The organism is Haloferax elongans ATCC BAA-1513, assembly GCF_000336755.1.
Taxonomy (GTDB): domain Archaea; phylum Halobacteriota; class Halobacteria; order Halobacteriales; family Haloferacaceae; genus Haloferax; species Haloferax elongans.
Genome location: NZ_AOLK01000018.1, coordinates 143,291 through 167,604 on the forward strand (window position 1 = coordinate 143,291; position 24,314 = coordinate 167,604).

Genomic DNA, 24,314 nt, shown 5'->3' on the forward strand with positions numbered 1-24,314 from the left:
GATGCATACACGTAGTGAACGTGCCGTGTGACTTTGAATTTACTCCCGTGAGAATACTTGATTGGACGCGAGACGCTCTCTATCTGGTACGACGCTGTCTGCCGAATCTCTCGGCAAATAGAGGTAAACTGGGTTGGTTGACGGCCAATACTTATGGTTCGAGGCCATCGTCTACCTCCTATGCGACTCCGGACCGCGTTGAATGAATACAAGCGCGGCCGAGGTGGACGCTTCCCCGAAGAGTGTCCTACCTCGGCAGGCGCGTTCTCGGGCCACGGAGACCGACTCGTCTACGTCGGCCCCGACGGGTCTCTGCGGGACTACTCGTCTTCGCTGTCGGGCCTCTACGGAATCGACCGGTCTCGGTTCGGCATCGAGACGAACGGCGAGACCCACTGGTTCGACGAACTCGAACCCGTCCGCCAGCACTACTACCGAGAGACCACGCTCGTCGAGACAGAGTACGATGCCGGCGAGTACACCGTCCACCAGTACGACCTGACACTCGGGCGCGCTCACGTGACGCACGTGGAGCTGCGCGGTGCAATCCCCACAGACGCCCACCTCACAGCCTTCCTCACGTTCGCCCCCGAAGGGCGAGAGACTCGTGTCGGCCGCCTCATCCACGAAGAAGGCGGACCCAACGGGACGCAGGCCGTGGAAGTGTTCCACAGAGAGGAACACGACTACGTCACCGCCTCGACCGGCCTCGACGACGTTCGCGGCCAGATTCCCGAGCGATTCGACGAAATTCTCTCCGAGGGGACCTTCGACTTCCCACGAGAGGCCGTCCTCGAACGCTACGAGGACACGCACCTCTCGGGCGATGTCGTCGTGAGCGCCCCGCTCGAACAAGAGGGACGCGCCGCCAGAACGACCCTCGTCACGCAGCTGTCGGACCACTCCGAGATGGGCCGTGAGGACGCCCTCGCAGACCTCCAGCACTGTTCGGTCCAGCACGCGACGGCGGATGCACTCCGTGCTGCTGCCCGTGAGCAAGCCGAGGTGTACGTCCCCGAGGACACGCCGCGCGAGCGTATCGTGCGCTCGGACCTCCGGGCGCTGTCGCTTCTGACCGCGCCGAGTGGGGCTCGTATCGCCGGTCCGGAATTCGACCCCTTCTACGCCCACTCCGGCGGCTACGGCTACACGTGGTTCCGCGACGACTCAGAGGTTTCGCGCGCCCTGCTGCACGCCGACGCAGCGCTCGACCTCGACCTTCGCGACAGACTCGCGACGAGCGCGGAGTTTTACTGCGAGACGCAACTCTCCGACGGCACGTGGCCCCACCGCGCCTGGGCCGTCGATGGGTCGCTCGCGCCCGGATGGGCACACGGCCGCGTCGAGGGCGCTGGCGACGAAGAGTACCAAGCAGACCAGACGGCGAGTGTCCTGACGTATCTCGCGACGCTTCTCGCGGAACGACGCGACGAACTCGACGACGAACTCGTCGGGCGCATTCGCTCGACGATTGCCGCTGGTGTTGACGGTCTCGACTCCAGTTTGGAGGACGACGGCCTGCCGACAGTCTGCCAGAACGCTTGGGAGAACATGGCCGGGCGGTTCACCCACACTGCTGCGACGTTCTTGCAAGCGTATTCAGCGGTCGCGACTGCACCGCTCAACGAAGACCTGCGCGACCACGCCCGCGAACAGGCGACCACCGTCTACGAGGGCCTCGACGAACTGTGGTCCGAAGAGAGAGAGGTGTACGCGCTGAGAATCGACCAGAACGGCACCCTCGACGACCGCCTCGACTCCGCGACGTTCGCCCTCGTCGACGCCATGGATGCTTACGCCGACGTCGAAGAGGTCGACAACGAGACGGCGACGCGCCTCGTCAAGCACATGGCCGCGACGCTGAAGGGGCTGTACCGCAACCCACGCAGCGAGGTTGCTGGCTTGGTCCGGTTCGAAGACGACTACTGGCGCGCCGACGGGCAGGACGGCGAGAAGGTGTGGTCGGTCTCGACTGCGTGGGGTGCGAACGCCGCCGCAAAGTTCGGACAACTCTGCGAGCGACTCGGTCTCGACGGCCGCCGGTTCGTCGAGCGGGCGACCAACCTGTACGAACTCCTGCAACCCGACGGACCGCTGTCGACCGAGGCGGGCTACCTCGCCGAGCAAGTGTTCGACGACGGGAGTTTCGACAGCGCGACCCCGCTCGGCTGGCCGCACGCCATCCGAACGGAGACGACAGCGATTCTCTCGGAACTCGACGCGCTTCCGGCACCGAAACCGGCACCGACCGGTCCGGAGAACCGCCCGCGATGGACGACCGGTGAGAAATACGGTATCGCGACCGTCGCCGACCACCGGGCTGACGACCCTTCGCGCGTCTGGTTCACGTTGACCGAAGGCGCACTCACCGAGGTTCGCTTCCCGCGGGTCGACCTGATGAACCTCAGAACGCTCGACTTCCTCGTCGTCAACGCCGACCCGAAGAGCGACTACACGGCTCGGACGCACAACGAGACGCGCCGAGACGACCACGCCGACACGGTCGAACGTCGGGCGGAAATCGTCGACGAAGACGCGCTCGTCTTCCGCCACGTCGTCACCGAGACGGGCGACGGCCGCGGCCACGAGTGGGAACTCACCGTCGAGTACGCAATCGACCCCGAGCACGACGCGCTTCTCGCGGACGTGCAGTTCGAAGCACTCGACGACAGTAAATACGAACTCTATACCGTTGCAGACACGGCGCTCGCCAACACCGGGGCGATGGACCGCGGTATCCGCCTCGGCCAGCTTGGGAGCTACCATCTCGTCGCCCGCGACGCGGGTGCGTTCGACGCCGGAACTACCGGCGAACCGCTCCTCATCGACGAGAACGGACAGGAGTACAGTGTCGCTATCGCGCTCACCACCGCCGGGCGATTCGACTGGGCCACGGTCGGCGTCGCCGGGTCGAAGTACCTCGCAGAGTTCTTCTCGAAGGGCGAACTGCCCGCGCCGCAAGAGCGCATCGACGACGAGAACGTCGTCCTCGTCGGTCGCATCGGGACCGGTGACGACCTCTCGGAGACGCTGGCGCTCGGCCTCGCCGAACACGCCGACACCGCGGCCGCACTCGGTGAAGCGGCGGGTGCACTGACCCGTGGCTACGAGACGGTCCGGTCGGCCTACACCGACACGTGGGCGGATTTCCTCGTCGACAAAGAACTTCCCAAGTCCGTGAGCGGTGACCCGGAACTCACCGAACAGTACAAGACGAGCCTCATGAGCCTGCGGGCGGTCGAAGACAAGACCTATCTCGGGGCGGGCATCGCCTCGCCGTCGGTTCCGTGGGGCGAAGCGGTCCCGGCCGAAGAGTCGAAGGGGTACGGTTACAACTTCGTCTGGTCGCGCGACCTCTATCAGGTCTTTACCGTCTTCGAAGCGGTCGGCGACATCAAGACGGCCATCGAGGCGCTGGAGTACATCTACACCTACCAGCAGGACAATCGAGGGTTCATCCCGCAGAACACCTACCTCAACGGGCGCACCCGCTGGGGCGGCGAGCAGATGGACAACATCTCGTTCCCGCAGGTGATGGCCTACATGCTGAAAGAGCGTGGTTTCGGCTTCGAAGACGTCGACTACGACTACGTGAACGTCAAACGCTCCGCCGATTACGTGGCTCGAAACGGGCCGCCGACCGCACAGGAACGCTGGGAGGAAGAAGCGGGCTACTCGCCGTCGTCCATCGCGGCCGAAATCGCCGGCCTCGCGTCCGCCGGAGCCATCGCTCTCGACGAAGGAAAGCGGGCCGACGCCCTCGTCTGGCTTGCACTCGCCGACGACTGGACCGAGCGCGTCGAAGACTGGACTGCGACACAGACGGGGACCGACCGCCACGACAACACGCCATACTACGTCCGCGTCACCCGCGACGGCGAACCCGATGCGGGCCACCTCCGAACGCTCGCCAACAACGGGCCGACGCTCGACGAGCGCGAAGTCATCGACGCCGGCTTCCTCGAACTGACGCGTCTTGGTATCAAGTCGCCCGACGACGAGGTCATCAAGAATTCCCTGGCAGAAGTCGACGAGACGATTCGCATCGATACACCGCACGGCCCGGCGTTCTACCGTTACAACGGCGACGGTTACGGCGAACTCGAACGCAACGAAGAGGGCGCGCCATGGTCTATCGACGCCAAAGGGAAAGGCCGTCTCTGGCCCATCTTCACGGGCGAGCGCGCCGAGTACGAACTTCTCGCCGGAACCAAAGACGGCGAACTCGAACCACAGAGCATGCTTCGGACGATGGCCGCCTTCGCCAACTCCGGGCGCATGCTCGCAGAGCAGGTCTGGGACCGCGAGCACTCGACTGCCTACAATTGGGAGTTCGGCGAAGGGACCGGCAGCGCGACGCCGCTCGCGTGGTCGATGGCGCAGTTCGTCCGTCTCGCACACAGTATCGACGTCGGCGAGCCCGTCGAGATGCCGAAGTTCGTCCAGAACCGCTACGTCGAACAAGACCGCCCGGCAGGGCCGAGCCTCCGCGTGAGCACGCGGTTCAAAGGCGACAAACTCGTCGTCTCCGGGCAGACCGACGCCGCTATCGTCGCGGTGAAAACGCCCGGTGAGACGACGCTTGTCGAACCGAAAAAGGAGACCTTCGAAGTCGAAGTCGCCATCGAGTACGGAGAGAATCAGGTGACTGTCGCCGCCGCCAGCGACGAGGACTTGACGACTGCCGGAACGTCCGTCTCTCGGTTCACGCTCTAAGCGGAGCCGCGAGACTCTCTTTTCGGGAGGACGTGTCACCCAGCGCGGCCGTGCAATTTGCTCACCCGACCGCTCGGCTGTTTTTCCCAAGGGGAGACAACACACTGCATGGACAGGCGAGCGTTTCTCGCGCTCGCGGCGACCGGCGGGGTGTCGCTCGCGGGGTGTGGAATCAGCGCTGTCGGGGACATTCGAGCCACTGCGTCGTCAACCGCGGAGGCGACACCAGCAACCGACGCCGCCGAATCTGGTGGCCAATCTAGAGGAGAAGGCGACTCACGACGACCGATTCCGCAGAACGTGTCGCTTCCAGTTCCCAAATCCGACCTTCGGAAGTCGGTTGCCAAAGATGCGATTCCGGCCATTACCGACCCCGCGTTTGCGTCGAACTGGGACAACCTGGAAATCGAACTCGATAGTGGGACGTACCGCCCGCAACTCGGCGTGGACGACCTCGTCGTCGTCGTGGAACTCGGCGGGAAGGCGCGGGCGTACCCACTTCGGGTGCTGAGTTGGCACGAGGTGGTGAACGACCGATTCGGTGACGTGCCGGTGGTCGTTACCTACTGTCCACTCTGTCAAAGCGGGATGGTCGCACGGCGGGGTGTAGACGGCAACACAGCCACGTTTGGAGTCTCGGGCTATCTCTGGCACGAGAACCTCGTGCTGTACGACAGCGCCACCGAAAGTCTCTGGAGTCAATTACTCGCCACCGCAATTCGCGGGAGCGAGACGGGTGCCCAGTTGGAACTCCTGCCTTCGACGGTGACGACGTGGGGCGAGTGGCGCGAGGCAGTTCCCGAGACGACGGTACTTCTTCCGCCGCCGCGTTCGGATACCGTGGTCGGAGAGGTTCGGTTCAACTACGGGTTCGACCTCTACGACCAGTGGGCGAAAGTTTGGGACGCCTACCCGGACACGGCACCGGGTGATACGGGCGGTGATACACGGCTTCGACCGCGTGAGTTGGTCCTCGGCGTTCGTGACGGTAACGTTGCCCGGGCGTATCCCGAGACACAGGTCGGGTGGGTTCCTCTCGTCGAGGATGTCGTCGGCGACCTGTCGGTCGTCGTCGCGTCGGTCCCCGGCTACACACTCGTCGCCTACGACCGCCGTGTTGGAGGCACGACGCTCCAGTTCGAACGCGACGGCAACGTTCTGGTCGGTGGGGGGTCGCGGTGGAACCTTCAGACGGGTGTCGCCGAAGACGGACCGTTCGAGGGCGTTCGACTCCGGCGGGCGAACGAATACGCACCAATGCTGTGGTTCGCATGGCTGGCGTTCAACCCCGAGACAGAAGTCTGGTCACCGTGAGAACGCACCCCCGAGAGAGACGCCAACAACCGAATCGCCGACCATCATCGGGTTGTATGCGAGAGGAAAGCAAGGACAAATGATAAAAAATTAAAATGTATCCATCAATTGGTGTCTATACCGCGACACGTTCGCGGTGAGACGCCAGCCATCGTCTCCACCCTCAGTGAGCCCGAATTCCAGTGTGGCTGGTGTGCCCTTGCAGTCGCCCGCGCGTCCCGTGCACAGAGTTGTCGCGTGGGCGGTCCCAAGTCCCCAAGAGCCGCCTGCGTGTCTCTCAGTTTACCACCACTGCTTATCCACGTTCACTCCAATAGACAGGTATGCCGGTCTACCAGCGCCGAACTCGCGTGGATGCGCCGCTCGAAGCCGTCTGGGAGTTTCACTCCGACATCTCCGGTCTCGAAGCGCTCACTCCGGGGTGGATGAACCTCGAAATCGAAGGCGTCCGCGGCCCGGACGGGGAGGAGACACCCGACGAACTCGTTGCTGGGACCGAAATCGAGATGGCCATGCAACCGTTCGGCGTCGGACCCCGACAGCGATGGACGTCGCGTATCCTCGACCGCGACGAGAACGAGACGACCGCGTGGTTCCGCGACGACATGGTCGGCGGGCCGTTCTCGCGGTGGGTCCACACGCATCGGTTCACCGCCGACGGAGACGAGACACTCGTCGAAGACCGAGTCGAGTATCAACTTCCGTTCGGCCCACTCGGGGGCGTCGCTGGCGTCTTCGGAGATATTGGATTCGAACCGATGTTTCGCGACAGACACCGGCGGACGAAGCAACTGCTGGAGTGATTTGAAGCGCAGGCGACAGCCAGTCGTAGTTCGAAATGGTGGCGAGACGGTCAGTCGTTGCTCAGTGAGAACCGCGGTTCGACTTCCGGCCGGACGCCGCCCACGTCGAACTCGAACCGAGCACCACCGAGGTCCGGTTCGGGAGCCGTGGCAGCAATTTCCCAGCCGTGGGCCTCGACGATGCTCTCGACGATAGAGAGGCCGAACCCGGACCCGGATTCGGAGGTCGTATGCCCGTGTTCGAACACAGTACCGCGGTCCTCTTCCGGGATTCCCGGCCCGTTGTCCGCGACGTAGAATCCGGTTTCAGTTGGGCCGACACGGACGAGCGTCTCGGTTTCTGCGGCGTCGCCGTCGCTGCCGTGTTCGACTGCGTTTCGGAACAAGTTCTCGAAGGCTTGCTGGAGTCGTCCCTGATCAGCCTGTGTCGAGCCAATCCCGTCTTCGGCGACGAGGACCGCATCGCCCGTCTCGACCGCCTTCCACGCGCGCTCTGCCACCTGTGCGACCGTGACAGGTTCCGTGTCGCCGACTTTCCGTCCCTGCCTGGCGAGTGTGAGAACGTCGTTGAGAAGCGTGTCCATTCGAGTGAGGCCGTCGATGGCTCGGCTGAGGTGCGACACATCGTCTTCCTCGCTGGCGAGTTCGACGAACCCTTTGGCGACGTTGAGCGGGTTTCGAAGGTCGTGTGAGACGACCGACGCAAACTCTTCGAGGCGCTCGTTCTGTCGTTGTAGTTCGTGTTCTCGTCGCTGGCGTGCGAGCGTGTGTGCGACGTTGTCGCCGACAGACCGGAGGAGGTCGACCTCGGTATCAGTCCAGGACCGACCCTCGTCGGTCACGTCGAAGACGATGAAACCGATAAGCGTCCACTTCGAGACCATCGGTACAGCGACGAACCCGCCGGTCTCTGCCGTTTCGAGGATTTCTTTCGTGTTCGATGCCCCGGGCGGGAGGTCGGAGGTGTTGTGCAACCGGATGTTCTCGAATCGGTTGAGGCGTTCGACCAACCAATCGGCGTCGTCGAGCGCCACGCGTGTCGGGTGGTTTACCTGACATCCATCTTCCTGCCAGTCGTGCATCTGCACGGCGACGTTCGTCTCGTCGTCGTAGAGGAAAACAGAGCAGCGAGCGAGGTCCGAGACTTCGCCAACGGTCTGGAGCGTCCACTCGATTTTGGTGCCGATTTCGTCCGCTTCGGCGCTCATCAGCGACGTCGACGTGTCCAACACGGCATCTTTCAGTCGCGTCTCGTAGTGGAGTCGTTCGCGGTGGCGACTGCGCTCTGTGACGTCTTGCAGCGTGCCGATGACGCCGGGTTCTTCGTCGCCGTCCTGACGGCCCGCGAGGTGGCCTTCACACAGTATCTCGTCGTGGTCGGCGTACGGTCCCGGGGCGAGGATAGTCTCGAACCGTTCGGTATCGGCACCCTCACAGGAAGTGACCGTCTCGAAGGCATCCGACAGGTCGTCGCCGTCCTTCATCGCGAGGTCAGTCACGTGTTGTCCGAGAATATCGTCGCGCTCGTAGCCCGTCAACTCACAAAAGACGCTGTCGACTTCAGTGAAGTGCCCGCTGTCGTCGAGCGAGTAAACCCCACTATCGAGGGCCTCTATGGCAGTGCCGTAGCGTTCTGAGGCTTCTTTAGCACGGTACTGAGACACGGCGTTGAGAACGCGATTTGCGAGTACCGTGTACTGGTCGGTCCCAGTGTCTTTCTGCATGTAGTCAGTCGCACCGACACGGAACGCATCTCGCGCGACTTCTTCAGAACCCTTGCCAGTAAACAGAATGAAAGGGAGGTCCGGGTGTTCAGAACGGACTGCACGGAGAAATTCTAACCCGTCGATATCAGGCATGTCGTAGTCCGAGACGACACAATCGACTTGTTCTTCGCGGAGACGGTCGAGTGCGTCTGCACCAGAAGCCGACGTCGTCACCGACAGGTCGACATCGCCCGCCTCGCGTTCGAGGTAGACAGATACGAGGTCTGTGAGGCTCGGTTCGTCGTCGACGTGGAGAACACGAACGTCGACACCGGACCCGTCGTCCATACACTCATGCGTGGAGTCTCAGTAATGAGCGTTGTGTTGCGATTATCAGCCATGATATGGCCCGTGGTGAGTACCCCCAGAACCACGGGAAGACAATATATCACACACGAATATGATGCCGGTCAAATCGGTCGCGAGAGATTACGACGCAGTGACGTAAATTCCGAAGAGGACGATAGCTCCACCGGCGACGAGTGGGACCGTCGGAATCTCACCAAAGAGAAATAGAGCGAGGATGGTACTTCCGAGCGGTTCCCCGAGGAGTGAAACGGAGACGACGCTCGATTCGAGGTGTGCGAGCGCCCAGTTGATGACCGTGTGGCCGAAGATTCCCGGACCGACTGCCATCGCAAGGAACAAGACCCACTCGCGGAGTGGGTAGCCCGTCAGTGGGTCACCGTTTCCGACTGCGACGACGAGGAGTGTGGCCGCACAGACGCTGTAGACGACGACCACGTAGGGGACGAGCGAAACCCGGCTTCGGACGCTTCGACCCGTGAGGACGTACGCGGCGGCAGTCACGGCACCGACGACAGCGAGCGCGTTACCGAATAGTGGACGGGGTGCACTGCTCGGAGCCAACAGGTCGGAAACAGACATTAGGACCATACCGACGAGTGCGACGGCGATTCCGGCGGCCGTCCGCCGACCGACGCGCTCGTCCAAGAGCGCCCACGCGCCCACGGCGACGAAAAGCGGTTGGGACTGCACGAGAGTGACGCTCGCAGCGACTGTGGTGTGGTTGAGACTCTCGAACCACGACGCGAAGTGTGCCGCGAGCGCGACACCAGCCCCGGTTGCGGCGACGAGGTCCCGACGGGAGAACGTCGAGAGCGCGTCGCGGTAGCGGGCGAGCGCCACCGGTGCGAGGAGTCCGACAGTGAACGCGACGCGGTAGAAGGCTTTGATGAGGCTGGGTGCGCTGCTCCAGCGAACCAGAATCGCGCTCGTGCTAATCGCGAGCACCGCGATACCGAGTGCAGCAAGCGGAGAGATGGGAGTGTCGTCAGTCGGTGCACCGAGAGACGGCGTGTTCACATACCGCGCGATGTGTGGTAACGGCTTACCGCTTGCGAATCGTTTTACCTGCTCGGGACTCCGACTCGGTGTGCATGGGTGACCGCCTCGGAACCGGGCTCGTCCTCGTCTCAGCCGTCGGCTTTGGAACACTCGGTATCTTCGGGAAACTCGCTGCGGCGGCGGGGCTCTCGATTCCGACGATTCTCTCGTTTCGGTTCCTTCTCGCGACGGTTCTCGTCTGGGGGTGGCTCGGCGTTCGCGGGGAGTTGACGCCCTTATCCGGTCGGTCTCTCGTCGTCGGTCTGGGTCTCGGAAGTCTCGGGTATGCGACAGTGAGCGCCCTCTACTTCGTCGGATTGGAGTTCATGACTGCTGGACTCACCGGCATCGTCCTGTTTACCTATCCGGTCATCGTCGTCGTGCTCGCCGCGGCGTTTCTCGACGAGCCAATCACGCGGCGAACCGTTCTCGCGCTCGTCCTCGCAGTCGCAGGCGTCGTTCTCATCGCCGGTGGCGACCCTGCCGGTGTCGACGTACGCGGCGTGCTCGTCGTCCTCCTTGGGGCGTTCATCTACGCGACGTACATCGTCGTGAGTCGCGGACAGTTGACAACAGTCGATTCCCGCACGCTCACTGCCCACGTCCTTCCGGCGGCTGCTGTCTCGTTCGTCGTCGTCGGGGGTGCAACAGGTCAGCTGTCGGTCCCGACGACGCCGTGGTCGTGGGTCGTCGTCCTCGCCATCGCCATCCTCGGGACGGCTGTACCTATCTTCACGTTCTTCGCTGGGATGTCCCGTATCGGTGCTAGTCGTGCCAGCATCGTGAGTACCGTCGAACCGGCCGCGACGCTGGTTTTGGGCGCGCTCGTGCTCAATGAACCGGTGACGGCTGTGACGGTTCTCGGCGGGGCGCTGGTCCTGTCTGGCGTGGTGCTCGTCGAGCGCTGAAAATGCAGACGGAAACGGGGGCCGGTTTACTCGGCGTCTTCTGGCGTGTCGAAGTCGTGGAAGTGCTCGCCTTTCTCTTTCGAGAGGACGTTGAGAGCGGCCGCAGCACCGTCGCCCGCCGAGATGATGGCTTGCCACTCTTCGGTTCTGACCATCGCGCCGGTCGCGTACACGTCTTCGATGCTGGTCTCCATCGTCACGTCGACGTCTACGACATCGTCATCGGTGAAGGCACATCCCAACTCTTCGGCGAGGTCCCGTGACGACCCTGTCGCGAGGACGACGTAATCTGCCTCGTAGTCGTCGCCGTCGGCGGTGACGACGAAGCCGTCTCCCGACTGCTCGACTGCGGTGACCTCGGCTTCGTGGAGCGTCGCGCCGAACCCCGAAACTTGCTCGCGAGCCGTTTCGAGGAACTCGTCTCCGTCTTTCTCCTCGATTCCGAGGTAGTTGAACAGGTACGCGTGGTGCAACCACGTCTCGTTGGTGTCGAAGACGTCGACGTCGAGCCCGTTCTTCGCGGTGAACAACGCGGCTGAGAGACCGGCGGGGCCGCCTCCGATGACTGCGATTTGTGCCATGCCATAACATGACGCACCAGAGATAATTGAGAATTTGGGCCGTCGGTGGTCAGCTGCGTGCTTACTCCGCGTCGACGTAGTCCGGGCGCTCAGCGTACGGAATCGGGTCGCGCTCGCCGAGGTTCTGGAAGGCCTGCAGACGGAAGGCACACGAGTCGCAGGTGCCGCAGGCCGGTTCCTCGGCGCGGTAACACGACCACGTGTGTTCGAAGGGCGCGTCGAGTTCGATACCGCGGCGGGCGATGTCGGTCTTCGAGTCGTGGACGAACGGGACGTCGAGAGAGATGTGGGTGTCCGGCTTGGTTCCGACGTCGACCATCGCTTCGAAGGCGTCGAAGAACTCGGGGCGACAGTCAGGGTAACCCGAGTAGTCTTCGGAGTGTGCGCCGACGAAGACGGCGTCGCACTCGTTCGCCTCGGCGTAGGAGACAGCCATCGACAGGAGATTGGCGTTCCGGAACGGGACGTACGACGTCGGGATTTCGTCGGCGTCCATATCTACGTCCTCGACAGCCATCGAGTCGTCCGTGAGCGACGACGCACCGATTTGCTTCAGGTGGCTCGTCTCGATGTGGAGGAAGTCCTTCACATCGAGTTCGTCGGCGAGCGCGCGGGCGCACTCGTACTCCTTGGACTCGGTCTTCTGTCCGTATGAGGTGTGTAGGGCGTAGAGTTCGTAGCCGCGCGCTTTTGCTTCGTAGGCGGTCGTCGCGCTGTCCATGCCGCCGGAGAGGAGCACGACGGCGCGTTTCTCGTCTTCGTGAGTGTCGTCGGTCATGTGTGGGAGTCGAAAGTGAGTAGTGTAGTTACAGGACGGTACTTCGGTTACGTTTCGGGAGCGTCGTTCCAGAGGTCGACGTGGAGACGCGGCGTGTAGCGGTAGCCGAACTCCGCCGCGAGGTCGGCGACCTCGGTTCGGGTACGGGCGAGTTCCTCGCGAGTCTGGCCCTCAGGCATGAGGAGGACGTCAGTATCGCGAATCTCGCGTGCGGTGACTCCCCGAACATCGTCGACTAGTGACTCGATTTCGGGGAGGTCGTCCCGACCCGTGACGACGAATTTGAGTTGTACCTCCTCAGCGTGGTCGGCGAGCGACGCGAGCGATTCGAGGTCGATGCGGCGGGACTCGTGCTGTTCGGTCCAGACGCCGGGTTCGGAGCCTTCCGGCGCGTTTTCGGCTGTCGGCGTCGACGACGCGAGTTTTGGGCTGATGCTCGCGAGGTCGACCGGCGCATCGGTTTCGAGCGTTCCGTTCGTCTCCACAGTAGTGTGGTAGTCGTCTGCGAGACGGTCGAGAAGCGCCGACACCTCGTCGTGGATAAGCGGTTCGCCACCAGTGACGACCACGTGGTCGGGGTCGAGGTCGCGAACCTCGGCGAGAATTTCGTCGACGCTCATCCACGCATGGGTTGGTTCCCACGAGGTGTGGTACGAGTCGCAGAACCAGCAGCGAAGGTTGCACCCGCTGGTTCGGACGAACGTACTCGAGACGCCCGAGAGTTTTCCCTCGCCCTGCAGCGAAGCGAACAGTTCGTTGATAGGAAGACGTTCGCTGGCGGCGTCGGTGTCAGGTCGGGAAACCGAGTCGGAGACCGGCATCAGTACCCAGCGCAGAGTTCGGCGGTTTCGCGTACCTCGACCGAGACTTCGGAGACGGTCTCGGGGAGTCGTTCCTGCAACTTCTCTTCGAGGAGCACAGCCATGACCTCGGCCGTCGGCGGGGCGTCGAGAACGACCATTCCATCTTCGTCACCAGACGCCTCGAATGCATCCACGAGTGGGTCGCCAGACTCGACGAGGAAGCGGTGGTCCCACTCGTCGATGACGTCCGTCACGACGCCTTTATCCACTACCCATCCCTCCTCGGTGAGTTCGCCCACGACACGGACGGATATCTCGTAGTTGTGTCCGTGAGGGCGGCTGCACCGGCCGTCGTGATGGAGCAGTCGATGCCCCGCGCTGATGCGTATTGGCCGGTCACGGCCGATGTGGAGGACTCGCTTTCCCGCCTGCGCCAGTCGCGTGTCGCTCTCGCCAGCGACCCGGCTCGGCGAGTCGGGTGTTCCCTCAGTCATATCCTGAGATTATTTGGTGACTACTTAATTCCGCCTACATCGGTAGTGTCGTGCGAATTGGACACAGGAGGCGGTATGGAACGAGCAGTCGAACCGAATGCGTGCCGGTGAATCGAGTGAGGAAAGTCGGCTCTGTTAGACTATCAACTCGGTTTCGTTCTCGTTCCGGTTCTCGGTCTCGTTCTCGTCAATCGAGTGGTTGGTTGGCGATGGCCTCGCGCCACGACTCGGGCACAGTCGTCGGTCGACCCGAGTCGTCCATCGCGACTTGGACTGTCTCGCCGGTCGCGACAACCTCACCGCCGAAGGTGAGTTCGTAGTAGAGCGGGAAGCTCTTTCCTCCCGGTTCACCTGCTTCGACGGCGACGTCGACAGTTCCGACGTGCTCGATAGGTGCCTGGTAGTCGAGTTCGAGGTGAGCGACCACGATGTGCGGGTCAGAAAGCGGCACTCCGATGACTTCCTCGAAGTACTGAACGCGGGCTTGCTCGCAGTACGTCGCATAAACCGCGTTGTTGACGTGCCCAAACGAATCGAAGTCGCGGAACCTAACGGGAACCTCGGCGACGAAGCTCATTGGTCGGCGCGACACGGGCAGGGAATATAGCCTCGGCGGTTCGGAGCGACTGCACCCCCGTTTCAGTCTGCTCTCCCGGTCGTGTTGGTCGGTCAGTTCGCCGTCGAGACGGTGGCGCTGGCTTCGGGTGTCGTCCGGCCGTGGAGGGCAACCACTTTCCAGACGTTCGAACGAGAGCCAGCACGGACCATCTCGACCGGGACGAGCGTTTCCTCGGGGAGTTGTGCGAGCGTCTCGCGAATCTCGTCGGAGGCGTACTCGACGAGGTGGCGCGTCTCGTTGGTTTCGGCGACCTCGACGACCATCGAGCCGTGGTCGTTCATCGGGGTGCGTATGCTGACGAGTTCTGGACCGGAAGCGTGAGTGGGCATACTCCACGTTACGAACGCTCTCTGCTTAAGAGGTTATAATGTTGATATGTCCTGGTATGAACTCTCGGTATCGTTCAGTAGTAGTCAGGATTTTCGGTGCGAGAGTTCTCTCACACTCGTGCAGTACCGTTGTTTTACCCCCTGTGCAGTCGTCGTTAGAAACGAGTTCGCTCTCCCCGATTTGAACTCACTCGCAACGCGTCGCGTTGCTCGCTGCTCAACTTGGGTCGAGAAGTCCTTCACATTCAACACCGTTCGCTCCGCTCACGGGTGTTGAAGTTCAGTCCGCTCTCCCCGATTTGAACGGGGGACAAGCCGATCTACAGTCGGCTGCTCTGCCAGGCTGAGCTAAGAGCGGTCAAGAGATTCTGAGTCTACGCCGAGACTTAAGGATTCTCATTCCGTGCCGAAAATGAGGGCTGTGTTCCGATACCGTACCGCATTTTTGCAGACGTTGAGTCGCCGACGCGACCATTCGATACGTCGTGGATGCAACCACTCCTCCGCCCTACGCCTTCCCCCCTACTCCTGTGACTCCGAAGTCGACGTGTCGCCCGCGACATCATCTTGCTGGCTGTGGTCGGCATCCTCGTGGCTACCGGCATCGTTGTCGTGGTCGTCATCACCGTGTTCGTGGTCGTCATCACCGTGTTCGTGGTCGTCATCACCGTGTTCGTGGTCGTCGTGGCTCGTCTCTCGCACACGAATTCCCTTCCCAGCGAGGTGCTGCATCTGACGCTGTGCGAAGTCCTCTTCGCTCGTCCCGCGTGTTGCGAGCACGTAGACGAGTGCGCTTCCAGCGGGGCGCATGGTTCGGCCGGCACGCTGAGACCCCTGTCTGCGCGACCCACCAAGACCGGACGCGACGATAGCGAGTTCGGCGTTGGGTAGGTCGATTCCCTCGTCGCCGATGCGTGAGATGACCAGCGTGTCAAGGTCGCCATCGCGGAATGACTTGAAGTACCCCTCGCGGTGGTGGTGTCGTGTCTCGCCGCTGACGAACGGGACATCGAGGGCGTCGGCGATTTCCTCACCCTGGTCGAGGTAGTCGACGAAGATGAGGGTCTTCGAGTCAGGATGGCGGGCCCGGAGACGGCGGGCTTCGAACACCTTCGCGGGGTTCATCGCCGCGAGCATGTGGCGTTCGCGCCCGTCGCTCGACGCCCACTCGTTGCGCGCCATGTCGTCAGCCCAACCGACGTATCGAATCTCGACTTCGGGTTCCTGAACGTAGCCTGCGTCGAACAGTTTGCCCCAGTCGGTTCCGATGGGCGGTCCGACGAGCGTGAATATCTCCGCTTCTTTGTCGTCCTCGCGGATAGGTGTCGCCGACAGACCGAGGCGGTGTTTGGACTGGAGGTCGGCACTCCGCTGGAAGACGCGACTGGGGATGTGGTGTGCCTCGTCGTAGATGATGAGCCCCCAGCGACGCGAGTCGAACAGCGAGCGGTGTCGGTCCATTCCCGCCGTCTGGTACGTTGCGATTGTAACCGGGCGGATTTCCTTGACACCGCCGTGGTACTCACCGATTTGGTCTGCCGAGAGGTCCGTGTTAGCGAGGAGTTCTTCGTGCCATTGGCGGGCGAGTTCCCGACTCGGGACGAGAATCAGTGTCTCTCCACCGACTGCGGCGAGGGCACCGATGCCCGCGATGGTCTTTCCAGACCCCGGTGGTCCCACGAGGACGCCAGCACGCTGTTCGAGGAATCTGTCGACCCAATCTTGCTGGTAGCCCCGTAACTCGACACCGAGCGAGACATCGAGTTGTTCACCCTCTTCGAGGTCGCGGTCGTCTTCGACTGGATAGCCCGCATCGTAGAGGATTCGTTTGACGGCCGCGACGCCCTCGTCTCTGACCCACGCCTCCGTGTCGGAGATGGGTGCGTAGACGTGGTCTTCGTCGAGTTTCTGCATGGCGACGTTCCCCATCAGACTCTCGGTGGCGGATTCGAGAACGGTGTAGCCTTCTTCGTGCGTGTAGAGACGGAAGCGGTGTGCGCGCTTCCACTGGTCTTCGACCCACTCCTCGAGATGGGGCGACCGTTCGGGGAGCACCGACCGGAGCAGCGCAATGAGGTCCGCGACGTCGTCGAAAGGAGCCTGCCAGACGTCCTCCTGACGAATTCTGTACAGGTATCCTCGACCTCGGCCGTCGCGGTCGCCTGTCGTGTCGACGAGGTGGGCGAACTGCGAGAGTCGAGCACGAGTGTACTGTGTGGGGTTGTCGACGACGATTTCCCGGCGCTTCGGGAACAACACGACACGTTCGCGGGAAGCGAGTTCTCCCCACTCAGTCGGGTACCAGACGATAGGGTCGGTCTGGACGTCTACTTTCTGGAGTCGCCCGGCGTCGGCGAGTGTGGTGAGGTCCTCGACAGCGTCGGACTGTGCCAATCCGAGGCGACGAGCGACTTGTTGTGCCGTCACGACGGGGCGACCCTCGGCTTCGAGCGCCTCGTAGAACGCCGCAAGTGAAACCTCTCCATCTGAGTCCTTCGCTGGGGATCCATCCGTATCCGTGTCACCGTCCCCGTGTTCGATGCCCGGGGTGGAAGACTCGTCTCCCAGAGGTGCTGTCTCGGCTACATCAGAGAGTCGGTCGAGGACACCGTCGCCAGTGGGTTGCTGGCGAGGGTCGTCCGGAGGCGTCGAGTGCTCGTCGTCCTCGGCAGTCATCGAACGTCGTAGGGACGCGAGGGGGAAACGGCTTGCGACACCCGTGGAGTCGCGAGCGTCAGCGCGATGTTCTGGAACTGGAGCGGGCGGGTGCCATCCTATCGAACACGTTTCTGAGAGTCTCGTCGACGGTGATGAAGTCTGGAAACTCTTCGAGGGTCCGAATCTGGTCGAGGTAGACGTATTCGACTGGTTCTGGAGGAATCTCTTCGAACACTTGTACGGGCCCGTTGTCGGTGAGACCAATGAATGGACGGCCCTCACGATCTGTCTGACTCGTCAGTCGGTGTTCCAGGTAGAGTTGCGCTGTTGCCAGCGCACTCGCTAATGGGACCTGTCCCGGAGTGAGTTGCCACGTCACCTCCCGGCGGTCGTCGTGGACTGTCGTGACGTACCCGTCGTCGAATCGGAAACACTCGATGGTCTCATCCCCGCGAGTCCATCGTGTTTCCATCTGCCGTGACCTGTCGAGCGACCACTCTATGTCCTCGTCGAAGGCGGTCAATCCAGGTATTAGCCGACGGACGCGCTCCCACACGCGGCCGAGTATGCGCATGTCTAGGAGGTTCGTGTTCCGGGCTAATTGCATTGACGGCACGAGTAACGGATAGTCAGGTATCGGGGAACATCGGTGCCCGTCGAGAGCCACTTAGTCGGGAACCGCACCTGTCGCGGAATTCAGAACGCGTCAGTCGATTACACACCACGTTTCCGGTGAATTGGAACGAAACTCAATTAAGTCTCGGGCAGTAGGCCGCGAGGTCGACCGAGCAGTGCAGGTGGTAACCCGGTGTGGAAACGTATGCCGAGTAGATTCGATGAGGCGTGTCGTGATGTCTACCCCCACACCTCGCTTCCGGTGAATTCTCCTATCGGAAGTAGAGCGATAGCTCACAGACCCGGGTCAGCACGTTATAACGCTGACAGACACCGGGTTTCCGGTGAAATAGGATAAAACAGTGTGGCGAGGTCTGACCCAAGAAGGTGCAAAGGTGTGGGAAGGTCGGCACGGATACACGCACGGACACACCGGGTTTCCGGTGAATCACAGTTTAGTGTCTACGGGGGTAGAGACACCAGGTTAGACCGCCTTGTCTTTTCTGACGGAGACAACCCAGACCGAGGCCGTATCGAATCGTTCAACTTATAACCCACACACCTCGTTTCCGGTGAAATGATTGTTAAGAGGGCCTAGATAGGCTACTTTCGACAGGAACCTATTGAGGTGCAGAATCCACCAAACACGGCTCGGTCACGACGTTTCCGATGGAACCGAACCACAGTCCGAACCATAGTCCGAACACACTCTTCCTCACTCGTTATTTTCTCTTCTCTGTGCTAGTTGGTGTGGTTGTTACGCTATGTATAGAAACCATTAAATGGTTCATTTGTGTTACCGACCATTGATACACTCGCAGACAAAGATAAATTCCTCACTCGAGGAATACTGGAGTCGAACAATATGCCTGTCGTACCCCGTGAAAAGTTGGTAGAGCGCTGATATTCGACATCGCTGTCCGTACTTCGTCATCCTCGCTTTCTGGCACGTCTTGCTTTTTACTCTTCTACCCCCGTTTCCAGTCTACACCCGAGTATCGGCTCCTTGTACTCTTCTCTGATAGTTCGCTATTCTCCACTTCTGACGGGCGATTCCATCTCCTAAGGCTCTCTATCGTCCACCACCAGCCTTTCCCTCCAACTCCCACACCTCGTTTCCGGTGAATCAAAACCTACATTTCGTGTGGACAGGAAACGGGGGTTCGTAGGTGTTCACCGGAAATCCGGTGTGTGTGTCCTCAGCGAATGGTAAGCCCTTTCACCGGAAACGTGGTGTGTTGCGAACATGCCTAACGCCAGCGACGACCTCTTCACCCGGGAGGACCCCATCTTCGCTAACAAGGAGTTGTTGGAAATCAATCACCTCCCGGGAGAAGGTCGTATCGTCGGTCGCGACGACGAAATTTCGAACCTTGCGACAGCCGTCAATCCAGCCATCTTCGGACAGAGTCCGAGTAACGTTCTTATCTACGGGAAGACGGGAACTGGAAAGTCGCTCTGTGCGAAATACGTCTCACAGCGGTTGGTCGACACGGCCGAAGAGGAAGGCGTGAAAGCAACGTTTGCGTACGTCGACTGTGCACAGGACACGACCGAAACGCAGGCCGTTCAGACGATTGCCGACAGCGTCAACGACCCTGCACTCACGAGTATCAAAGTTCCCGACAAAGGACTCTCTACTTCGACGTACTACAAGCGCCTTTGGCGAATTCTCGACGCTCTCTACGACGTTGTTCTCATCATTCTCGACGAAATCGACAAACTAAGCGACGACGACATCTTGATGCAACTCTCGCGGGCTGGCGAAGCCGGGAAAATCGCTGGCTGCAAGCTTGGCGTCATCGGTATCAGCAACAAGATACAGTACAAAGACCGGATGGACGAACGCGTCAAATCGAGTCTCTGTGAGCGTGAGTTCGTCTTCCCTCCCTACGATGCGAACCAGCTCAGAGACATTATGGACGCCCGGAGCGATGCCTTCCGCGACGACGTACTCGACCCGTCGACGATTCCGCGGGCGGCCGCGCTCGCTGCACGCGAACACGGTGACGCCCGCAAGGCTATCGACATTCTTCGGTATGCGGGAGAGATAGCACAATCTACTGGTGCGAACATAGTCAAAGAAGAGTTCGTCACACAGGCGCGCCAGCGCGCAGAGACCGACCGATTCCGTGAACTCATTCGAGGGTCGACTCCCCACTCTCGGTACGTTCTTCAAGCACTCGCGATACTTTCACTCTCGAACCAGAAGAAAGACGGCTTCCGAACGAGCCGTGTCTACGAAGTCTACGAGAATATCTGCCGACAGCAGGGCTCTGATAGTCTGTCGCTTCGCCGTGTTCGCGACCTGCTGAAAGAACACGCGTTCCTCGATATCATCGAACAGTCGAAACACAGCGGCGGCAGCGCGGAGGGTAGCTACACAAAACACCAACTTCTCGAGGATCCGGACGTAGTCAAAGACGTCCTTACAGAAGACGTAGAGATCTGAGCAGGCGTATTTCCTGCGCCTACTCGCTTCTCGGAGGGCCGAAGTGAAAGCGGAGCATGGTTCTGCACCGCTGCGAATCAGCGTTTGACGAGATACATCTTATATTTTATCGGCTACAGGTGCGATTGTAATAATCACGTGTGATTGGAGCAGTCACACCCGTCCTCTGTTCTCATCTTCACTGCTTTACTTCCCTTTCGACACTAGCCTCGTCTTTCAATAGGGGCTGCCTGTGTTCTGATTGACTCGTACAGTGATTCGATCCATTCGAGGACGGCTTCGTCTCCCCCATCGACGATGGCAGCCATATTTCCGTCTTCATCGTACGATGCCACGGCACCGTGGCCGTCGACCAGGAGCAAGCCAAAGTCGAGTTCGGTTTTGGTGACTCGAAGCGAAAACTGCTCTAATTCGTAGGCGAGTTCGAGTGAATCGGTATACGCCGACTTAGCCCGTTCTAAGACACTCTCGTCGATGACGAGTTCCATTTTCGTCTCTGTCCCAAGAACGTTCTCTGCCGACTCGTTGAATATGCGACTGACGATTGGGGTGACGCCACGAAAGTTGTCTACCGTGTCGTCACCGAGGATAGTTAGATACCGGTCGATTGGTGCGTGTGGGTCGCCATCACTGGCAGTCGTGACTGTTAACTGGTCGAGAACGTCAGCCTCGACATCAATTACGGCGTCCCCGACGTTGGTCAAGAATTCACCGAATCGGTCTGCTCGGTCGACCGATGCGACGAGTTCCTGATAGCGGTCGTAGACCATCTTTCCACCGGGCGTGAGTCGGTAGTTCCCATCTGACTTCTCGACCCACCCCCTGTTACAGAACCCTGCGAGTGTTCGTTGTGCCGTCTCGCGCGCGCAGTCACAGGACCTCGCAAGGTCAGTTGGTCGTTGCGGCTCAGAAGCGAGAGCATTCAGTATCGCCGTTCTGCTCTCTGACCCCACCAGAAACGAAATATCTGACCGCGCACTCATATCGTATCGATTCGTCTGTCTGACTAATTACAATTTTGGGTGCACCGCTCACTGTATTGCGGTCAAAAAAGCGTGTCAGACGCGGCTATCCAAGGAGACCGAGCGCGTCGATACGCTCGACGATCTCTTCGACGGCCGTCTCTGCATCGTCGGTACGCTTGCCACCAGTGATAACGATCTTCCCGGAACCGAATAGGAGGATAACGACTTTCGGTTCGTCCATCCGGTAGACGAGTCCAGGGAATTGCTCTGGTTCGTATTCGACGTCTTCGAGACCGAGACCGATTGCGAGCGCGTTCAGGTTCAGGTTGTGACCGAGGTCCGCACTGGAGACGATGTTCTGAACCGTAATCTCTGGTTCGTCGTCGACGGGAATCTTCAGCTCGCGAAGCTTGTCGAAGATGATGCCGAGCGCCTCGTGTACGTCGTCGATGCTCTTTGCACCTGTACACACGATCTTCCCGGAACGGAAGATAAGTGCTGCAGCCTTCGGGTCCTGTGTTCGGTAAACGAGGCCCGGGAAGTTGTCTGGGTTGAAATCGGCGCCGGGGAGGTCGTCGGCGAGGGCTTCGAGGTCGAGCTCCTGACCGATTCCGGTCGATGCGACTACGTTCTGAATCTCGATGGAGTCTGCCGGCCCACTCATTGCTCGCTTTTCAATCATACCTCCGGCCTTATAAAGCGACCCGTTATAAACCGCTTTCAATTGGTTGTTACTGTCTCCTACTCGCACGCGCGCGAAACTAATAATTTATTTCGGCCGTCTACATTCTGATGTCACGTAATGACGCGCGTGAAGTTATGCCATTTGTCGTGTCTATTTTTCTCACAGAGCCACTAAATCAACGAGGTTAAATGTACCCGTGCCATTCGAAATAATGCGAAGAAGCGCACGGGGGCACTCCCCTCGACGGCTTCACTTTCGAACGCCTCTCGACCCAAGGCCGTCTGGCGCTCACCGGGATGATACACTCCCCCGGGCCCGCCGACGATACGACGGCCTTAAGTGGTCCAAGGCATTTCGGAAGAATGCGTACGACACACCGCGATTGCAGGGCGATTCAACNCCCGGGCCCGCCGACGATACGACGGCCTTAAGTGGTCCAAGGCATTTCGGAAGAATGCGTACGACACACCGCGATTGCAGGGCGATTCAACGCGTCCTGCCACACCGGAAGCGACCCAATGAAGTTCGACGGGTTTATACCCGACAACGGCATTGGTTCAAATCCGAAGGAAATGAGGATTCCGCCCCTGCGGTACGCCGCAAGACGGTATCTGATGTTAGCCCTAGTAGTTCGGTGACATCCGAACGGATNTCCGAAGGAAATGAGGATTCCGCCCCTGCGGTACGCCGCAAGACGGTATCTGATGTTAGCCCTAGTAGTTCGGTGACATCCGAACGGATGTCAACGAACTCGGACCTTTGAACGGTGATTTGACAGCAATACGCTGCCATTCACCCGCCAAAACCCCGCGACCAGGTTTAAATGGTCGCGACCCATTCCGGTTGATCCTGCCGGAGGTCATTGCTATTGGGGTCCGATTTAGCCATGCTAGTTGCACGAGTTTAGACTCGTGGCGAAAAGCTCAGTAACACGTGGTCAAACTACCCTACGAAGACCCATAACCTCGGGAAACTGAGGCTAATAGGTCATAGGTGAGTTACGCTGGAATGCCAACTCTCCCAAACGCTCAGGCGTCGTAGGATGTGGCTGCGGCCGATTAGGTAGACGGTGGGGTAACGGCCCACCGTGCCGATAATCGGTACGGGTTGTGAGAGCAAGAGCCCGGAGACGGAATCTGAGACAAGATTCCGGGCCCTACGGGGCGCAGCAGGCGCGAAACCTTTACACTGCACGCAAGTGCGATAAGGGGACCCCAAGTGCGAGGGCATATAGTCCTCGCTTTTTCCGACCGTAAGGTGGTCGGCGAATAAGGGCTGGGCAAGACCGGTGCCAGCCGCCGCGGTAATACCGGCAGCCCAAGTGATGACCGATATTATTGGGCCTAAAGCGTCCGTAGCCGGCCANTGGGCAAGACCGGTGCCAGCCGCCGCGGTAATACCGGCAGCCCAAGTGATGACCGATATTATTGGGCCTAAAGCGTCCGTAGCCGGCCACGAAGGTTCATCGGGAAATCCGCCAGCTCAACTGGCGGGCGTCCGGTGAAAACCACATGGCTTGGGACCGGAAGGCTCGAGGGGTACGTCCGGGGTAGGAGTGAAATCCCGTAATCCTGGACGGACCACCGATGGCGAAAGCACCTCGAGAAGACGGATCCGACGGTGAGGGACGAAAGCTAGGGTCTCGAACCGGATTAGATACCCGGGTAGTCCTAGCTGTAAACGATGCTCGCTAGGTGTGGCACAGGCTACGAGCCTGTGCTGTGCCGTAGGGAAGCCGAGAAGCGAGCCGCCTGGGAAGTACGTCCGCAAGGATGAAACTTAAAGGAATTGGCGGGGGAGCACTACAACCGGAGGAGCCTGCGGTTTAATTGGACTCAACGCCGGACATCTCACCAGCTCCGACTATAGTAATGACGGTCAGGTTGATGACCTTGCCACGACGCTATAGAGAGGAGGTGCATGGCCGCCGTCAGCTCGTACCGTGAGGCGTCCTGTTAAGTCAGGCAACGAGCGAGACCCGCACTTCTAATTGCCAGCAACAGTTTCGACTGGTTGGGTACATTAGAAGGACTGCCGCTGCTAAAGCGGAGGAAGGAACGGGCAACGGTAGGTCAGTATGCCCCGAATGAGCTGGGCTACACGCGGGCTACAATGGCTGAGACAATGGGTTGCTATCTCGAAAGAGAACGCTAATCTCCTAAACTCAGTCGTAGTTCGGATTGAGGGCTGAAACCCGCCCTCATGAAGCTGGATTCGGTAGTAATCGCATTTCAGAAGAGTGCGGTGAATACGTCCCTGCTCCTTGCACACACCGCCCGTCAAAGCACCCGAGTGAGGTCCGGATGAGGCCACCACACGGTGGTCGAATCTGGGCTTCGCAAGGGGGCTTAAGTCGTAACAAGGTAGCCGTAGGGGAATCTGCGGCTGGATCACCTCCTAACGACCGAGACCACCCCGACGGGGTGGCTCACACGCGATCTTCCGAGTTCACCAATGACACCCGTTCGGACACCTTAGAAC

The 24,314-nt window shown here is 60.5% G+C and carries 17 protein-coding genes, 1 tRNA gene and 1 rRNA gene; 6 read left to right on the forward strand and 13 right to left on the reverse strand.

All coding sequences use genetic code 11. The features are described from left to right. The first annotated feature begins 180 nt into the window (after positions 1 to 180). From C453_RS10860 to C453_RS10870, 3 genes are all read left to right on the forward strand, one after another. Positions 181 to 4,716, forward strand: a complete 4,536-nt coding sequence (locus C453_RS10860) for a glycoside hydrolase family 15 protein (RefSeq protein ID WP_008324513.1) — start codon at positions 181 to 183, stop codon at positions 4,714 to 4,716. Between the two features lie 108 nt (positions 4,717 to 4,824). After that, positions 4,825 to 6,030: a DUF3179 domain-containing protein gene (locus tag C453_RS10865; protein WP_008324515.1), complete on the forward strand. Its 1,206-nt coding sequence runs from the start codon at positions 4,825 to 4,827 to the stop codon at positions 6,028 to 6,030. Between the two features lie 323 nt (positions 6,031 to 6,353). After that, positions 6,354 to 6,833, forward strand: a complete 480-nt coding sequence (locus C453_RS10870; protein ID WP_008324518.1) for an SRPBCC family protein — start codon at positions 6,354 to 6,356, stop codon at positions 6,831 to 6,833. Between the two features lie 50 nt (positions 6,834 to 6,883). Here the strand turns inward: C453_RS10870 and C453_RS10875 are convergent, their stop codons facing one another. Further along, positions 6,884 to 8,887, reverse strand: a complete 2,004-nt coding sequence (locus C453_RS10875; RefSeq protein ID WP_008324519.1) for a response regulator — start codon at positions 8,885 to 8,887, stop codon at positions 6,884 to 6,886. 141 nt (positions 8,888 to 9,028) lie between these two features. Next, positions 9,029 to 9,925 (reverse strand): DMT family transporter, encoded by an 897-nt coding sequence (locus C453_RS10880; protein ID WP_008324521.1) that lies wholly within the window; start codon positions 9,923 to 9,925, stop codon positions 9,029 to 9,031. Between the two features lie 74 nt (positions 9,926 to 9,999). Here C453_RS10880 and C453_RS10885 point away from each other — a divergent pair, with 74 nt between their 5' ends. Continuing rightward, positions 10,000 to 10,854, forward strand: coding sequence for a DMT family transporter (locus C453_RS10885; protein WP_008324522.1), 855 nt, complete (start codon positions 10,000 to 10,002; stop codon positions 10,852 to 10,854). A 26-nt stretch (positions 10,855 to 10,880) separates the two neighbouring features. On the opposite strand, the gene C453_RS10890 is transcribed toward C453_RS10885, so the two are convergent. The 9 genes from C453_RS10890 to C453_RS10930 form a co-directional block, all read right to left on the reverse strand. Continuing rightward, positions 10,881 to 11,435 (reverse strand): NAD(P)/FAD-dependent oxidoreductase, encoded by a 555-nt coding sequence (locus tag C453_RS10890; protein WP_008324523.1) that lies wholly within the window; start codon positions 11,433 to 11,435, stop codon positions 10,881 to 10,883. 61 nt (positions 11,436 to 11,496) lie between these two features. Continuing rightward, positions 11,497 to 12,213 (reverse strand): 7-cyano-7-deazaguanine synthase QueC, encoded by a 717-nt coding sequence (gene queC, locus C453_RS10895; protein ID WP_008324524.1) that lies wholly within the window; start codon positions 12,211 to 12,213, stop codon positions 11,497 to 11,499. A 47-nt stretch (positions 12,214 to 12,260) separates the two neighbouring features. Then, positions 12,261 to 13,034: a 7-carboxy-7-deazaguanine synthase QueE gene (locus C453_RS10900; protein ID WP_008324525.1), complete on the reverse strand. Its 774-nt coding sequence runs from the start codon at positions 13,032 to 13,034 to the stop codon at positions 12,261 to 12,263. Further along, positions 13,034 to 13,510, reverse strand: coding sequence for a 6-pyruvoyl trahydropterin synthase family protein (locus C453_RS10905; RefSeq protein WP_008324526.1), 477 nt, complete (start codon positions 13,508 to 13,510; stop codon positions 13,034 to 13,036). The genes C453_RS10900 and C453_RS10905 overlap by 1 nt, the downstream gene beginning before the upstream one ends. Positions 13,511 to 13,697: 187 nt before the next feature. Further along, positions 13,698 to 14,087, reverse strand: a complete 390-nt coding sequence (locus C453_RS10910) for an acyl-CoA thioesterase (protein ID WP_008324527.1) — start codon at positions 14,085 to 14,087, stop codon at positions 13,698 to 13,700. A 92-nt stretch (positions 14,088 to 14,179) separates the two neighbouring features. Beyond that, entirely contained in the window at positions 14,180 to 14,458 is a 279-nt protein-coding gene (locus C453_RS10915) for a hypothetical protein (RefSeq protein ID WP_049907635.1), read from the reverse strand. Positions 14,459 to 14,742: 284 nt separating this feature from the next. Beyond that, positions 14,743 to 14,816 (reverse strand) — tRNA-Tyr (locus tag C453_RS10920). 164 nt (positions 14,817 to 14,980) lie between these two features. After that, complete coding sequence (locus C453_RS10925) at positions 14,981 to 17,134, reverse strand: DEAD/DEAH box helicase family protein (RefSeq protein ID WP_008324529.1); 2,154 nt, start codon at positions 17,132 to 17,134, stop codon at positions 14,981 to 14,983. 58 nt (positions 17,135 to 17,192) lie between these two features. Continuing rightward, positions 17,193 to 17,690, reverse strand: a complete 498-nt coding sequence (locus C453_RS10930) for a hypothetical protein (RefSeq protein WP_049907640.1) — start codon at positions 17,688 to 17,690, stop codon at positions 17,193 to 17,195. A gap of 1,287 nt (positions 17,691 to 18,977) precedes the next feature. On the opposite strand from C453_RS10930, the gene C453_RS10935 reads away from it, so the two are divergent. Continuing rightward, positions 18,978 to 20,183 (forward strand): Cdc6/Cdc18 family protein, encoded by a 1,206-nt coding sequence (locus C453_RS10935; RefSeq protein WP_008324533.1) that lies wholly within the window; start codon positions 18,978 to 18,980, stop codon positions 20,181 to 20,183. Positions 20,184 to 20,386: 203 nt separating this feature from the next. Here the strand turns inward: C453_RS10935 and C453_RS10940 are convergent, their stop codons facing one another. Both C453_RS10940 and C453_RS10945 read right to left on the reverse strand, forming a co-directional pair. Continuing rightward, positions 20,387 to 21,166, reverse strand: coding sequence for a helix-turn-helix transcriptional regulator (locus C453_RS10940; protein ID WP_241430731.1), 780 nt, complete (start codon positions 21,164 to 21,166; stop codon positions 20,387 to 20,389). An 85-nt stretch (positions 21,167 to 21,251) separates the two neighbouring features. Then, positions 21,252 to 21,812, reverse strand: coding sequence for a TATA-box-binding protein (locus tag C453_RS10945; protein ID WP_007540652.1), 561 nt, complete (start codon positions 21,810 to 21,812; stop codon positions 21,252 to 21,254). Positions 21,813 to 22,669: 857 nt separating this feature from the next. Here C453_RS10945 and C453_RS10950 point away from each other — a divergent pair. Then, positions 22,670 to 24,232: ribosomal RNA gene (locus C453_RS10950) — 16S ribosomal RNA — on the forward strand. Positions 24,233 to 24,314 lie beyond the last annotated feature (82 nt).